Here is a 15,131-nt window from a genome sequence, read left to right on the forward strand (position 1 = left end):
CGGTTTCCGCCGCCGTGGTTCAAGCCCCGGCTGCAACACGACCGCCCCGCGGCCGCCAGCGAACGAGGCGGGTCCACGCCACGGTGCCAGCAAGGTCAGGCGAGCTGACGAGGGCCTCCTGCGACAAGCGCCAGCGCAACACTGACCAGGGAGGAAATCACCAGCGCCCAGAGAAACGGCGCCAGAGTCGGTACACCGTTGGGGAAACTGGCGGCCAGCAGACCCGCCTGAAGGCTGCCGCCGGCGAGCCAGCCGGGCACCAGGGTCGCGATCAACCCCGCGACGCCACCACCAATGGCGGCCAAGGGGCGCATTCTAGACCACAGGCCGAGCATCACCGGCACCACGATGGCCGCGCAGAGCAGATCAGCGATCAAGAACAAGCGCAGCACTGACAGCCCCTGCAGGGCGATGAGCACGACCGGGACCATCAAGACCACGGTGATCCAGCGGGCTTCTCTCAGGGAGCGCTGGCGCCCTCCTCCTGCGGCACTTGCCAGCGACGCCAAGGCGTTCTGCAGGGTATCGACACTCGAGGCCACCAGCGTGACCGCCAGTACCAGGGCCGGTAGCGCGAGCCAGGCTGGCGCATCGGCAAGCAGTGCAAAGAACGGAATCGGCGGCTGCCCCAAGGCCACACCGCTGGCCGCCGCGAGCATGCCGAGGCCGCCGACCACGGCCACGACGATCACGGTCAAGCCACCCCCAAGCCAGGCCCCGCGCACCAGGGCCGTGTCGTCTCTGGCGGCCCAGACCCGCTGCCAGTAGCCCTGGTGAAACAGGTTGGCTGCGGTCACCGCAATGATCAGAGTCAGCGCCACGGATAGCGCGTCGCCTGTCGGCAGCGACGGCAAGGCGGACAACGGCGGCAGGCTCGGCAGCCGGCTCAACGTGACCCCAGCCACCAGCACCAGCAAGGCCATCAACAGCCACGCCTGCCAGCGGTCCGTGGCAAGACTCGCGCGCAGGCCGCCGGCGGCGGTATAGACGAGGGTAGTGACCGCGACGGCAAGGATCACCCACTGACCCGAGCCACCGGACAACAGGCCGGTAATCGCGCCGATGGCGGTCAACTCGGCGGCCAGAAAGCAGCCCATGTAAAGTACCGACACCAACGCCACCGCCCGCTGGACCAGGCTGCCGTGGCAGTGCTGAGCGAACTCACCGATGCTGCGCCCCTCGGGCAGGCGGCGCCGGATGGCGGGCCCGAACAACCCCAGCACGATAAACGGTAACGCCGAGCCGAGGGCGTAGCCTGCCACCGCCAAGGGGCCGACGAAGGCGCCGATCTCGGGCGGGGCGAAGAGGATCCACGCGCCCATGCCCGAAGCAAGAAAGGACAGCCCCAGCGCCATTCCCGACTGGGAGTTCCGCGCGGTGACATAGTCATCGAGACGCTCGTCCCGGCGACGAGCCTTGAGGCCCAGCAGGGTGAAGCAGGCTAGCGCCGCGGCAATCGCGGCGATCGTGATCGTCGACATGGTCGCTCTTCCTCCGCCGGTATCAACCGGATCAGGTTCCAGGGTCAGCAACGCGCTTTCTCAGTCCAATGAGGACTCCCCTGGCGACAGGTAACAAATTGTTAATATCGAGTTACACTGCGTATCAATGCACTAAATATCGTCTTAGCGTGGAATGTCCGTGGGCGGACAGCTTGTTACGGCACTACCCAGTCGTGCAAATACCACAGAACCACGATATACGTAATGATCAAGAAAAATCATCCCGATTCTTGATCCAGAACAACCGGGGCACATCATGCCAGTGATGGTCGGCTGAGCGCCATCCCCATTTGACTGTGAGAAGCGCCATGAGACCCATCGATAAATCCCTGCTGGAACAAATGCATATCAGCGAGGTCGAGATCAAGCGTCGCAAGGAATTTCTCAACCTCGGTGACGCTGACCTCGCGGATCTCGCGGCGCTCAAACCCATCATCAATGAGCATATCGAAATCATCGTCGAGGAATTTTACGAGCGTCAGACGGAAATCGACGAAATCAGCCTGCTGATCGGCGATTCGGAAACGCTGCAGCGGCTGCGCTCCGCCCAACGCCAGTACGTGCTCGACCTCTTCACCGGCTACTACGACACCGAATACGTCAATAGTCGTCTGCGTATTGGCCTGGTCCACAAGCGCATCGGCGTGGAGCCTAAGCTGTTCCTGTCGGCGATGTGCACCCTCAAGACGATTCTGTTTCGCGTCATCGACGAGAATCTCGGCCATAACAAAACCATCAACGACGTCAAGAGCAACGACGTCAAGAGCAACGACGTCAAGAGCAGCCTCGACAAGCTCATGTACTTCGATATCACCTTGGTGTTCGACACTTACATCGACACCCTGCTCAACGAGGTGCACAGCGCCAAGCGGCGGATGGAGCTCTATGCCCGCAACCTCGAAGAGAAGACCAAGGAACTTGCGACCTACGCCGAGAAGGACCCCCTGACCGGTCTGTTCAACAAGCGCGGGATGAGCCAGGCGCTGAACAGAGAGATTCGCATGGCCGAGCGCCGCCACTCGCTGCTGAGCCTGATCTACTGTGATATCGACAACTTCAAGACCATCAACGATACCTTCGGCCACCACAAGGGCGACGAGATTCTGGTCACCTTCGGCGAAGTGATGCAGGAGACGGTACGCAACAGCGATATCTGCTGTCGCCTCGGCGGCGATGAGTTCTGCTGCATTCTGCCCGACTGCGACGTCAAGAGCGCCCGCATGATCGGATCCAAGGTGGAGCTTGCCTTCCAGACCCGCTATCCGGATTTCTCGATCAGCGTGGGCGTCGCCGAGACCGGCGAGCGAGAGTACCTCGACGAAGAAGCGCTACTCCGGGCAGCCGACACCATGATGTATCGCAACAAGGAAGACCGTAAACAGCGCGAGTCCGGTGCCTTGGCGACGCCCCCCGCCGATGTACACCCCGGCACCGACCATCATGCCTCGGGCTCACCCCCGGCGGCAGAAAAACCCGACCCGACCGGCGCCGCCCGTTTGACCGCTGTCACCCGAGAAACGAGCGACACCTCCAAGAAGTAAGCCTCATCGCCGACGTCCCCCGGGGAAAGCGCCGCCAGTCAGCTTTCCCGCGGCACACGCCCCATCAAGTAGAACTCCGGATTCGGTGGCGTCGCGGTCAGCGTCACCAGCCGATTGGACAGGCCGAAGAAGGCGCAGATGGCACCGATATCCCAGATATCGTCACGACTGAAGCCGGCCTCCGTCAGACGCCCCTCCCAGGCCGCAGTCAACTCACCCACGTCGATGGCGCAGTAGAGCGCGAAGTCGAGCATCACCCGATGTCGCTCGCTGAGGGGAGCGGTACGGTGATTGATGGCCACCTGGTCGGCGAGCAAGGGGTCCTTGGCGTAGATGCGCACCAGGGCACCGTGGGCGACGACGCAGTAGAGACAGTGATTGCGCGCGCTGGTGGCCACCACGATCATCTCTTTTTCGGCCTTGGTCAGGGTATCCGATTCCCGCTCCATCAGCGCATCGTGATAGTCGAAGAAGGCTCGAAACTCCGCGGGTCGGTGGGCCAGCATCAAAAATACATTGGGGACGAAGCCGGCCTTCTCCTGCACCGCCAGGATTCTGGCCCGCAGGTCCTCCGGCAACTCGTCCAGGGTGTCGGGAAAAGGAAAGCGACTCAGCATAGTGCTCATGGCAAGGCTCCAGGCAGGTGGGCAGAGGGATGACTATAGTGCACCCAGGGAACATCTCCCTGTCATCATATGACCTTTACGTTAACGTAATCATGATGATTCCGCCCTAGTCTATTCATCGCACAGACGCCGCCAACGGCGGCGTCCGCGACAAGGAAGGCACTCATGGCACGGACTATCCTACCTCGGCGGTCAGTCGAGTCTCTCCAGCTCCCCCGTTCCAACATGCTCAAGCGTCACGCCCGCCCCCCCCAGGCGGACAGCAAGCGCGTTCACCTTTATTCGCCCGCCATTCTCGCGGGACTGCTGATCGCCCCCGGCCTGGCCGTGGGCGACTCGCTGCTGGTGACCGGCGCCAACGGCTACGCCTTCAGTGAGCATCGCCAGTTGACCAGCTTTCAGAGCCTGTACATCGAGGATGGCAAGGTGGTCGAACGCGGCGGAGCCGACCTGGCTCAGCGCCACGCCGACGCCGAGCGTACGCTGGACGTCGGCGGCAAGACGCTGTTACCCGGGCTCATCGACGCCCACACCCACCTGATGGGACTCGGCTACGGCCTGCTGGAAGTCGATCTGCGTGACCTCGCCTCGGCCCAGGCCAGCGCCGAGACGGTCGCCGCCTTTGCGGCCGACAACCCCAGCCTGCCCTGGATCCGCGGCCGCGGCTGGAACCAGGTGCTTTGGGATGGCCAGGCCTTCCCCACCAGCGCCGAGCTCGATGCCGTCATCGCCGACCGTCCGGTGGTCCTGTCCCGGGTCGACGGCCACGCCATCTGGGTCAATTCCAGGGCCATGGAGATCGCCGGCATCGATGCCGATACCGAGGCGCCAGATGGCGGCGAGATCCTGCGTGACGCCGACGGCAACCCCACCGGGGTCTTCATCGACAACGCCGAGTCTCTGATCAGCGAGCAGATCCCGGCCCGCAGCCCGGAAGAGATGGAAAAAGCCTACGATGCCGCCGTGGCCCACACCCAGGCACTCGGCCTGACCCAGGTGCATATCGCCGGCTCGAGCCGTGCCGAACTGGAGTACTTTGGCCGCCGCGCAGAACAAGGGACCCTCGGTTTGCGCCTGTACCCGATGATCTCGTCGAGCGACCCCGACTTCGACGCCTTGCTGGCAGAGGGCATCGTCGATGATCCATCGGACTGGCTCGACATTCGCAGCGTCAAGATCTATGCCGATGGCGCGCTCGGCAGCCGTGGCGCCGCGCTTCTGGCCCCCTACGACGACCGCCCCGACTCCAGCGGCCTGATGATTCAGTCCCAGGAGGAACTCACCGACCTCGTCAGGCGAACCCGGGACCAGGGCTTTCAGGCCAACATGCACGCGATCGGCGATCGCGCCAATCGCATTGCCCTGGACATCTACGCGGCATCCCTCGAGGAGGCTCCGGACAGCCGCGACATGCGCCACCGCATCGAGCACGCTCAGGTCGTCAGCGTCGATGACATTCCCCGCTTTGCCAAACTCGGCGTGATTCCCTCCATGCAGCCGACCCACGCCACCAGTGACAAGAACATGGCCGGCGATCGCATCGGTGACGAGCGACTCGCGGGCGCCTATGCCTGGCGCTACTTCCTCGATAGCGGCTCACGCATCGCCTCGGGGTCTGACTTTCCGGTGGAGCCGGCCAATCCGTTCTTCGGCCTGCATGCCGCCGTCACCCGTCAGGACCGTGACGACGAACCAGCAGGCGGCTGGCTGCCTGGTCAAAAGCTGACCATGGCCGAGGCACTGCGTAGCTTCACCGTCGATGCCGCCTACGCCGCCCACCAGGAAGAGAGCCTCGGTGCGCTGTTGCCCGGACAGTGGGCCGACTTCATCGTGGTGGACCACGACGTGGTCCGAGACGACCCCGCCGCGCTACCGGACACCCAGGTGCTATCGACCTGGATCGCCGGAAACCCGGTGTATCGGCGAGATCCCTGACGACCACCTCACCCAGTGCGGTACCAACGACAACGCCTCGCCCAATGGGCGAGGCGTTGTGCTGAGTGCGGCAACGTTATCGCGGGAAGCGGTCAGCCCAGCGCGATGGTGCTGTTGATGCCGCTCGAGACGTTCTCCGGCTCGAACCAGCGCGCGGTGACGGTCTTGGTCTGGGTCCAGAAGCTGATGGCCTGCTTGCCGTTGGGTCCCAGATCACCGAGTTTGGACGCCCGCGAGCCGGTGAAGCTGAAGTAGGCGACCGGCACAGGAATCGGCACGTTGATACCGACCTGGCCGACGTCGATATCACTCTCGAAGCGCCGTGCCACCCAGCCGGAGTTGGTGAAGATCGAGGTGCCATTGCCGTTGGGGTTGGCGTTGATGAAGGCGATCGCCTCATCGAGTGTCTCCACGCCGACGACGCATAGCACCGGCCCGAAGATTTCCTCGCGATAGATGGCCATGTCGGCCTTGACGTCGGCAAACAGCGTCGGTCCGACGAAGTTACCGTCCGGATAGCCGTCCACCTGGCAGCCACGGCCATCGACCATCAGTCGAGCGCCTTCCTGCTCGCCGGTGGCGATCAGCTCCTCGACACGCGCCTTGGCCGCCGGCGATACCAGAGGACCAAGATCGGCGTCGCGCTGGGTGCCAGGGCCGACCTTCATGTTGCGTGCGCCCTCGGCGATATCCTCCAGCCACTCACGCGCCTCCCCCACCAGGACCACCACGGAGTTGGCCATGCAGCGCTGGCCGGCGGCACCGAAGGCGGAACCGAGCAGGTTGTTGATGGCCTGGCTACGGTTGGCATCCGGCATGACCACGCAGTGGTTCTTGGCCCCCATCATCGCCTGGGCACGCTTGCCGGCTTCGCTGGCACGGCGATAGAGCTGGGTCCCGACGTGGGTCGAGCCGATAAATGACATGGCCTTGATGTCGGGATGGTCGCAGATATGATTGGCCACATCCGGACCGCCATGGACGACGTTGAGAACGCCAGCCGGCACCCCCGCCTCCAGCGCCAGCTCGACCAGGCGCATGGTCGAACTCGGGTCCTGCTCGGACGGCTTGAGCACGAAGGTATTTCCGGTGGCGATGGCCATCGGGAACATGAAGCACGGCAGCATGATCGGGAAGTTGAAGGCGGTGATCCCGGCCCCGACCCCCAGCGGCTGATTCAGGGTGTAGACGTCGACTTCATTGGCGGCATTCTCGGCCAGCTCACCGAGCTGCAGTGAGGTGATCGAGCAGGCATGCTCGACGACTTCCAGCCCACGTCCGACTTCACCTTCGGCGTCCGGCAGGGTCTTGCCGTGCTCTTCGGTGATCAACGCGGCGATCTCGGCGGTATTGTCACGGATCAGCGCCTGCAGCTTGAGCATGATGCGCATGCGCTTGGCCAAGGGGACCTTGCGCCAGGTGGCGAAGGCCGTCTTGGCGCTGGCCACCGCGCGGTCGACTTCATCGAGGGTACAGAAGGGCACCCGGGCGACGACCTCCTGGGTGGCGGGATTGACCACGTCGCGCCACTCGCTGCTCTGCGAGGGAACGGCCTGGCCATCGATGATCATGGGGATTTCGCGAACAGACATGGGCGTACTCCTGAATCGTTGTCGTTATAGGGACCTGGTGTAGGGTCGTGATGCTGGCCGTCGTGCAGTTGACCTTCGCACCGTTCATCACCGCGTCGGGAGGTGCCCCGAGGGCTGTCGTGGTCCAAGGCCGGCTTGGCACATCCACGATGGGGGGGCGAGGGGCCCTATTGTGCATTTTGACACGAAGGCGCGTTGGATCGAGTCTAGCCATAGAGGGGATGGCGAAACAACTCGTAGGGTGGCACATTGGCCGTGCATTTTTGCACATCAGTGGCGCGCACGAGGAGGCCCGGTGCTGGACTGGCAGGACATACAGATTTTTCTCGAGGTGGCACGCCATACGCGGCTCATCGATGCCGCCCGCCGGCTGGGCCTGGACCACTCGACGCTGTCGCGACGCACCCGACGCTTCGAGCAGACGCTCAATACCCAGTTATTCGAGCGTGGCCCCCAGGGGTATCGCCTTACCCAGGCCGGCGCTCAGCTCAAGGCCCACGCCGAGGAGATGGCGCGCCACGCCGTGGAGGCCAGCGAGAGCCTGGCCGACAAGAACCTGCAGATCGACGGCCAGATTCGCCTCGGCGTGACCGAGGGCTTCGGTACCTGGGTGATCGCGCCACTGCTCGCCGACTTCTGCCAGCGTCATCCGGGCGTAACGCTGGACCTGCTCGCCCTGCCCCGGGTCGTCAACCTGAGCCGCCATGAGGCGGATCTCGCGATCACCGTGGAGCGCCCCCGCAGTCCCGGCGTGGTGACCTCGAAACTGTGCGACTACCGCCTGAGACTCTACGCCAGCCAGCGCTACCGGGTCCGACACGGCATCCCGACGCAGCTGGCCGAGCTTAGCCGCCACCGCCTGGTCGGGTACGTCGACGATCTCATCTTCAGTGACCAGCTCAACTATCTCGACCCGCTGCTCAGCGGCGACGATCCGAATCATGGCAGCCCTCATTTCGCGCTGCGCAGCACCAGCGTCTCGACCCAATTGAGCGCCGCCCAAAGCGGCGCCGGACTCGCCGTGCTGCCCTGCTTCATGACCGCGAACAATCCGCAGCTAGAGCCGATCCTGGCCAGCGAGGTCGAGGTGGTCCGCCAATTCTGGATCACCGCCCGTCGCGAGCAGCGCCAGCTCGCCCGGGTGCGCCTGCTGTGGGACTTCCTGCGCGAGGCGCTCGAGGCCAACCGCGACTTTCTGATGGGAACCGGCGACAGCCTGACGCTGCCGTCCGACGGCGCAGGACCTTCCTCGGTAGCCTCGACCTGAAACCTGAGACCTGAGACCTGAGACCTGAAACCTGAAACCTGAGACCTGAGACCTGACGCCGCCTCGCGCACCAGCGTGACCGGTCTCGACGAGGTCGCAAGCCCCCGGTCGTCGCCAGCAGCGTGCGTCATGAACATGCCCTGCACCGCGGTCAGTCGTGGTCGATCTGCCGCGTCGAGCGCGGGATCGCAAACCGGCTTCGGGGCCAGCAGAAGAGGCTTGGGTGGTCGAGAATGGTGAAGTGATCACAGTCGGGGCGTCGCGCAAGCGATACCGCCACGCCCTGGGCTTCCAGGGCACGGCAAAAAGCCTCGGCCTGGGCGTGAAACCCAGGCGGGTCCTCCTCGGCCACACTGAGAAACACCGGCGGCAAACCGCCGAGTGGCGATAACAGCGGCGATGCCGCCCTCGCCGCGTCCTCATCGAGCCCCAGGGCATCGTTGACGTAGGTCGAAATGAGCGGCCTCAGATCGAAGACTCCACTGACCAGGTGCAACTCCTCGATCGAGAGTCGCCCGACTGGCGCCTTGGCAGCCCGCATGGCCACTCGACAGGCGAGCTGCGCGCCGGCGCTGTGCCCCCCGAGCGCCAAGGCCCCCAGCCCCAACGCCGGCGCCTCACGAGAAAGCACCTCCAGCGAGGCAATGCAGTGGTCTTCCATCGCCGCCAGGGTCGAGGTCGGCGCCAGCCCGTAGCCGAGCGAAGCGAAGGCGATGCCGCGCTCAAGGAAAGGAGGTGCCATGAAGTGCACCGCCGACCGATCGAGGTGTTGCCAGTAGCCGCCATGGATGAACGCCACCACCGGCCAGGGCCCGTCGCCCTCAGGCACAAACAGATCGAATCCCGAATCCGCGACCTGGGCTAACGCCCGAGACAGTGGCGCCCGAGACAGTGGCGCCCGCTCCCGGCACAGCGCCCTGCCCCGCCGCTGTTGGTCCGCCAGCGTGGTCTCGGGGGCGCGAGCGAACTGACTCGGCGACCAGGCCCTGTCGAGCGGCGTCATCGACGCACCGCGACCACAGCAGCGCCCATCGAGCCGTTCGCCGAGCACGTCACCGGGCAAGCGATCACGTGACGCTCCCGCGCGCGGCGAAGCGTGGGTCGAGGTACTCACCGCTATCGAGTACCTCGCAGAAGGCTTGGCCCGCCCGCCAGACGTCCTCGTGGCTCAGGTACAGCGGCGTGAAGCCAAATCGCATCAGCCCCGGTTCGCGATAGTCGCCGATGACCCCACGGGCGATCAGCGCCTGAACGATGGCATAGCCATGCTCTGCGTCGATCAACGCCACCTGGCTGCCACGGCAAGCGGCGGCCGGCGTGATGTCAACGATAGCGTAGTCGTTGAGATGCTCGGCAATAGTCGCTTGGAAAAGGCCCGACAAGGCCAGGCTCTTGGCCCTGACCTTGGCCATATCCACCGCCTGCCACAGCGTAAGCGACGCCTCCAGAGCGGCGTAGATCACGGCCGAGTGGGTGCCGGTGCGAAAGCGTCGAATGTCATCGGCCGGGCGATAGTCGTCATCGAAAGCAAACGGCACGGCGTGCCCATGCCAGCCGCTCAGAGGCTGCCAGACCGCGCTATCGTGACGCTCGCTGGCCACGTACACGAAACCAGGAGCGCCCGGCCCACCGTTGAGATACTTGTAGGTGCACCCCACGGCGTAGCGTACCCCACAGGCATTGAGCGCGACCGGCAGCGCCCCGGCGCTATGCGCCAGGTCCCAGACCACCTCGGCCCCCGCGGCATGAACCCGGCGGGTCACATCGGCCATGTCGCGCACCGCCCCGGTGCGATAGTTGACGTGGCTCAGCACGACCACACTCACGCCCTCCAGATGCTGCTCCAGCGCCTCGCCCTCGGGCCACCAGCGATGCGCAAGCCCGGCAAACCGACAGAACCCTTGAGCGATGTAGCCATCGGTGGGAAAGTTGCCGCCTTCGCTCAACACCGCTTGCCCGGGCTTGGCCACCGCGGTCACCTCGCCGAGCAGCTTGTACAGATTCAGCGTGATGTTATCGCTAACGAGCACCTCACCACGTCTTGCCCCGATCAGTGGGGCCAACAGGTCACCGAGACGCTCGGGCGCATCGAACCAGCCCTGATTCCAGGCCTGGATCAGTTCATCGCGCCACTGATCCATGACCTTCGCCACCGCTTCGCGAGCGGCGATGGGCTGAGCCCCCAGCGAGTTGCCATCCAGATAGAGCACCTCTTCGGGCAGTGCGAAGCGCGACTTGAAACCGCCCAAGGGGTCGTCGCGATCCCACTGGCGCACTCGGCTCAGGGTCGGCGGGATAGCGGCGGAAGCGGCATCGCTCATGGCGGTCTCCAGACGTGGGCTGTGCGTCTCAGTCTACGACTCGCGGGATGAAAAGGGCTTGCGATCTTTATCGCCGGAGCGGATGGTTACACAACAAAACCGCGACAAAAGGCAACTTAACGGGAAATGCTTGCACTCGACGCCCATGACATGAAGATCCTGACGCTTCTGCAACGCAACGCCCGGCTCACCCTGGGGCAACTGTCGGAGCGGCTTCACCTATCAACGAGCCAGTGTTCAAGGCGCATCGCCAGGCTCGAGCGAGACGGCATCATTCTTGGCTATGATCTGCGCCTGGCCCCGCGGGCACTGTCACTGGACGTCACCGCCTTCGTCTTCCTGTCCATGGACAAGACGCGGATGGATGATCCACTTGGCGCCGTGGCACCGCTGTTGGCCGCCGAGGAGGTCATCGACTGCCACTCGGTGACCGGCGATCATGACTTCATCCTCAAGGTGATGGTGGCAAGCCTCGCGTGTCTGTCAGACTTTCTCTCACGGGAAGTCAGCTCGCTGCCAGGCCTCCGCGACATCGCCACCCAGGTGGCACTGGGTACGCTGAAATCCAACGGACCGCTGAAGATCCTCGACCGCTGACGGCTCGCCCGATACGACGACACCCCGCCAACGGCGAGGTGTCAAAAAGCGCTCACTGATCCGCCCCGTCAGGATGCCGAGGCGCGCCTCAATGCCGAGCCGAAGCTCGACTCAGGCTCAGGCTCAGGATTCGACCTTGGGCGGCTCGACTTCCAGCTTCTGCGCGGCGATGACCGCCTGGGTGCGTGAGTGCACGCCGAGCTTGCGCAGAATCGCCGTGACATGGGCCTTGATGGTGGCCTCGGAGACGTTCAACTCGTAGGCGATCTGCTTGTTGAGCAGCCCCTCGGTGAGCATGTTGAGCACGCGGAACTGCTGTGGAGTGAGCGAGGCGATCGCCTGGGCGAACTTCGCTTCGTCCTCGTCGGCCTCGCCAAGCGCGTCCGCCATCTCCTCGGGCAGCCACACCTCGCCATCGAGGATCTCTCCCACCGCTTCGGCGATCAGCGCCAGCGACGATGACTTGGGAATGAAGCCCGAGGCACCGTAGTCGATGGCACGCCGCACCACGTGGACCTCGTCGCTGCCTGACACCACGGCCACCGGAATATCCGGTGTCTGGCCGCGAAGCTGGATCAGGCCAGAAAAACCGTGAGCCCCTGGCATATGAAGGTCCAGCAGGATCAGGTCCGCATCGGGATGACGGGTGACCACTTCGGTGGTGGCCTCCATGGTGTCGGATTCCACGATCTCGGCCTGGGGCGCGAGCTGGCGCAGCGCCTGCGTCAGGGCGGCACGGAACAACGGATGATCATCGGCAACGATGAATTTCTGGGCAAAGGCCATGGATTCTCCTCCGGATTCCGATGCAGCGATTCAGGCCGGCCGCCGCAACGCGAGACGCTAGTTTGACCAGCATGTTACCCCATGGTCGGTAGCTTTCCCAAGGCCGGTCAACCGCATGCCGTCAACGACTTGCGTAAACGACGACGCCGGCCCTCGGGCCGGCGTCGGAATTGCCGCACAGGGCGTGGTTATCCGCGGTTCGCGCGGTGCTCGATCAGGTCCTCGACCACCGACGGATCGGCCAGGGTACTGGTATCCCCGAGACCATCGCACTCATTGGCGGCAATCTTGCGCAGGATGCGGCGCATGATTTTGCCGGAGCGAGTCTTGGGCAGGCTAGGCGCCCACTGGATCACATCGGGTGATGCGATCGGGCCGATGTCCTTGCGTACCCATTGGGTGAGCTCCTTTTTCAGCTCATCGGTGGGTTCGGACTCGTCGTTCAGGGTCACGTAGATATAGATGCCCTGGCCCTTGATGTCGTGGGGATACCCGACCACCGCCGCTTCGGCGACTGCCTGATGCGCGACCAGCGACGATTCGATCTCGGCGGTGCCCATGCGGTGACCCGACACGTTGAGCACATCGTCGACGCGGCCGGTGATCCAGTAATAGCCATCGTCATCGCGACGGCAGCCGTCACCGGTGAAGTACATGCCCTCGTAGGTCGAAAAATAGGTCTGGACGAAGCGCTCGTGGTTGTTCCAGATCGAACGAGCCTGCCCGGGCCAGGCGTCGAGTATGACCAGGTTGCCGTCGGCGGCACCTTCGAGCAGATTGCCTTCGTTATCGACCAGGGCCGGCTGCACACCGAAGAACGGCAGCGTCGCCGATCCGGGCTTGAGATCGATGGCGCCGGCCAGCGGCGAAATCATGATGCCCCCCGTCTCGGTCTGCCACCAGGTGTCGACGATCGGACACTTGCTGTTACCGATAACCCGATAGAACCATTCCCAGGCCTCGGGATTGATCGGCTCCCCCACCGACCCCAGCAGGCGCAGGCTATCACGCTTGCTGGACTCCATGACGTTATCACCGTGAGCCATCAGAGCGCGCACCGCGGTCGGCGCCGTGTAGAGAATATTGACGTTGTGCTTGTCGACGATCTCGCCCATGCGGCCATGGGTCGGATAGCTCGGCACGCCCTCGAACATCAAGGTGGTGGCGCCGTTGGCCAGGGGCCCATAGACGATATAGCTATGGCCCGTCACCCAGCCGACGTCCGCGGTGCACCAGTAGACTTCACCGTCCTGGTAATCGAACACGTATTGGTGGGTGAGGCTGGCGTGCATCAGGTAGCCGCCGGTGGTGTGCTCCAGGCCCTTGGGCGTGCCGGTGGAGCCGGAGGTATAGAGGATGAACAGCGGGTCCTCGGCCCCCATCTCCTCGGCCGGGCAATCGCTGTCCTGACCGCTGACGGCATCGTGGTACCAGACATCACGGCCTTCCTTCCAGTCGATATCGCCGCCGGTGCGCTTGACCACCAGCACGGTCTCGGCCACATCGGTACCATCACGGCTCAGCGCGGCATCGACGTTGTCCTTCAGCGGCACCTGCTTGCCACCGCGAACCGACTCATCGGCGGTGATGATGACCTTGGTCGCGGCATCCTTGACGCGCTGGGCCAGTGCATCCGGGGAAAACCCGCCGAACACCACCGAGTGCACCGCGCCGATACGGGCACAGGCCAGCATCGCCATGGCGGCCTCGGGAATCATGGGCATGTACAGGGTGACGGTGTCGCCCTTGCCGACACCGAGTGACTTCAGGGCGTTGGCTAGCCGGCAGGTCTCTGCATGCAGCTCACGGTAGGTCAGGGTCTTGGCGGTGTTGGGATCGTCGCCCTCCCAGATGATCGCCGGCTGGTCACCACGCTGCTCCAGATGGCGGTCCAGGCAGTTGGCACTGACGTTCAGCGTGCCATCCTCGAACCAGCGGATATCGACGTTATCGCTGGCGAAGGATGTGTTCTTGATGGTGCTCGGGGCCTTGATCCAGTCGAGGCGCTTGGCCTGCTCCTTCCAGAAACCCTGGGGATCGTCCACCGACTGCTGGTACAGACGCTGGTAGGTGGCCTTGTCGGCCCAAGCCGTCTTGGCGAACTCGTCAGAAACCGGGAATACGTGCTGATGATCGCTCATGCTTGCCTCTGTCCTTGGGGATACCCCGTCGAAGTGTGTGAGCCAGCCGCCTGAACTCGCCCGACCGGCACCATTGCGCTGCAGTCCAGCATACAGATGCCGCGCCGACCTTCCCCTTAGACATTGGTATGAGCAAATTAACCATTAATTACAATAGGTTAGGTTGAATTTTTCGCAAAAAACAAGCGCTCACGCCGACCCCACGTGGCGAAGACTGGCATGGCAGGCACGACAGCGATACTCACGCCCGGCCTGGGCATTGGCATGGCGACGGGCAGAAAACCCATGCTCTCGGCACTCGCAGCGATAGAGATGTGGCGCCGGACTCGCCCGCGCGGTGTCGAAACGATGGGTCACGCTCGGCGCCAGGCCGAATAAGCGACGCATCACCGTGCGCCACTCATGGCCGTGGGGGCGGGCCGAGGGGCCATCTTGCAGATGCCAGACCAGCCAGTGGGCCATCTCGTGGGGCACGACTTCGTCGATGAATGCCTGGCGGTTCTCGCTGAGCAGCTGTGGATTGAAGCGTAGCCCACCCCGCCCGAAATGAGCCTGGCCCGCCCCCTTGCCGCGCAGATCGAACCAAATCTCCGGTGACGGAAGATCCGGATGGACGGTACGACAGAGCGCCAGGGCCTGGTCAGCGCGTTGACGCACGCTTAAGCGCAGCTCTTGGTCATCCAGCTCGGCCAAGGCCTCGGGATCGGCGGGTGGCAGCACGGGCAAAAGTATCCTGGAAGACATGTCGAACCGGGCAGTCAGGCGAATCGGGATGGTAGAATGCCGTCTGATGTCGATGCGGTAAAGGGCTGCTGCCCGACCC

General features: G+C 64.1%; 12 protein-coding genes and 1 riboswitch. Of the genes, 4 read left to right on the top strand and 8 right to left on the bottom strand.

The window, feature by feature from the left end:
* Positions 1-95: 95 nt before the first annotated feature.
* Positions 96-1,481, bottom strand: coding sequence for a sodium:solute symporter family transporter (locus tag ACUN9Y_RS08930; RefSeq protein ID WP_445460343.1), 1,386 nt, complete (start codon positions 1,479-1,481; stop codon positions 96-98).
* A riboswitch (TPP riboswitch) is annotated at positions 1,472-1,573 on the bottom strand. (Overlaps the previous gene by 10 nt.)
* Positions 1,574-1,810: 237 nt before the next feature.
* Between ACUN9Y_RS08930 and ACUN9Y_RS08935 the strand changes: the two genes are divergently transcribed.
* Positions 1,811-3,043: a GGDEF domain-containing protein gene (locus tag ACUN9Y_RS08935; RefSeq protein ID WP_445460344.1), complete on the top strand. Its 1,233-nt coding sequence runs from the start codon at positions 1,811-1,813 to the stop codon at positions 3,041-3,043.
* 38 nt (positions 3,044-3,081) lie between these two features.
* Here ACUN9Y_RS08935 and ACUN9Y_RS08940 read toward each other — a convergent pair whose 3' ends face one another.
* A complete protein-coding gene (locus ACUN9Y_RS08940) occupies positions 3,082-3,669 on the bottom strand; it encodes a peroxidase-related enzyme (protein ID WP_445460345.1) in 588 nt (195 codons plus the stop codon).
* 165 nt (positions 3,670-3,834) lie between these two features.
* Between ACUN9Y_RS08940 and ACUN9Y_RS08945 the strand changes: the two genes are divergently transcribed.
* Positions 3,835-5,604: an amidohydrolase gene (locus tag ACUN9Y_RS08945; RefSeq protein ID WP_445460346.1), complete on the top strand. Its 1,770-nt coding sequence runs from the start codon at positions 3,835-3,837 to the stop codon at positions 5,602-5,604.
* Positions 5,605-5,696: 92 nt separating this feature from the next.
* Here ACUN9Y_RS08945 and ACUN9Y_RS08950 read toward each other — a convergent pair whose 3' ends face one another.
* Positions 5,697-7,196: a CoA-acylating methylmalonate-semialdehyde dehydrogenase gene (locus tag ACUN9Y_RS08950; RefSeq protein WP_445460347.1), complete on the bottom strand. Its 1,500-nt coding sequence runs from the start codon at positions 7,194-7,196 to the stop codon at positions 5,697-5,699.
* Between the two features lie 295 nt (positions 7,197-7,491).
* Here ACUN9Y_RS08950 and ACUN9Y_RS08955 point away from each other — a divergent pair, with 295 nt between their 5' ends.
* Complete coding sequence (locus tag ACUN9Y_RS08955) at positions 7,492-8,463, top strand: LysR family transcriptional regulator (RefSeq protein ID WP_445460348.1); 972 nt, start codon at positions 7,492-7,494, stop codon at positions 8,461-8,463.
* A gap of 151 nt (positions 8,464-8,614) precedes the next feature.
* Here ACUN9Y_RS08955 and ACUN9Y_RS08960 read toward each other — a convergent pair whose 3' ends face one another.
* Positions 8,615-9,526 (bottom strand): alpha/beta hydrolase, encoded by a 912-nt coding sequence (locus tag ACUN9Y_RS08960; RefSeq protein WP_445460349.1) that lies wholly within the window; start codon positions 9,524-9,526, stop codon positions 8,615-8,617.
* A gap of 4 nt (positions 9,527-9,530) precedes the next feature.
* Positions 9,531-10,784 (bottom strand): kynureninase, encoded by a 1,254-nt coding sequence (gene kynU, locus ACUN9Y_RS08965; RefSeq protein ID WP_445460350.1) that lies wholly within the window; start codon positions 10,782-10,784, stop codon positions 9,531-9,533.
* 126 nt (positions 10,785-10,910) lie between these two features.
* Here kynU and ACUN9Y_RS08970 point away from each other — a divergent pair, with 126 nt between their 5' ends.
* A complete protein-coding gene (locus ACUN9Y_RS08970) occupies positions 10,911-11,381 on the top strand; it encodes an Lrp/AsnC family transcriptional regulator (RefSeq protein WP_445460351.1) in 471 nt (156 codons plus the stop codon).
* A 123-nt stretch (positions 11,382-11,504) separates the two neighbouring features.
* Here ACUN9Y_RS08970 and ACUN9Y_RS08975 read toward each other — a convergent pair whose 3' ends face one another.
* The 3 genes from ACUN9Y_RS08975 to ACUN9Y_RS08985 form a co-directional block, all read right to left on the bottom strand.
* On the bottom strand, positions 11,505-12,167 hold the full coding sequence (locus ACUN9Y_RS08975; RefSeq protein ID WP_445460352.1) for a LuxR C-terminal-related transcriptional regulator: 663 nt from the start codon (positions 12,165-12,167) through the stop codon (positions 11,505-11,507).
* 188 nt (positions 12,168-12,355) lie between these two features.
* Entirely contained in the window at positions 12,356-14,308 is a 1,953-nt protein-coding gene (gene acs, locus ACUN9Y_RS08980) for an acetate--CoA ligase (RefSeq protein ID WP_445460353.1), read from the bottom strand.
* Between the two features lie 189 nt (positions 14,309-14,497).
* A complete protein-coding gene (locus ACUN9Y_RS08985) occupies positions 14,498-15,040 on the bottom strand; it encodes a SprT family zinc-dependent metalloprotease (RefSeq protein ID WP_445460386.1) in 543 nt (180 codons plus the stop codon).
* Positions 15,041-15,131 lie beyond the last annotated feature (91 nt).

Source organism: Halomonas sp. V046 (assembly GCF_052645355.1).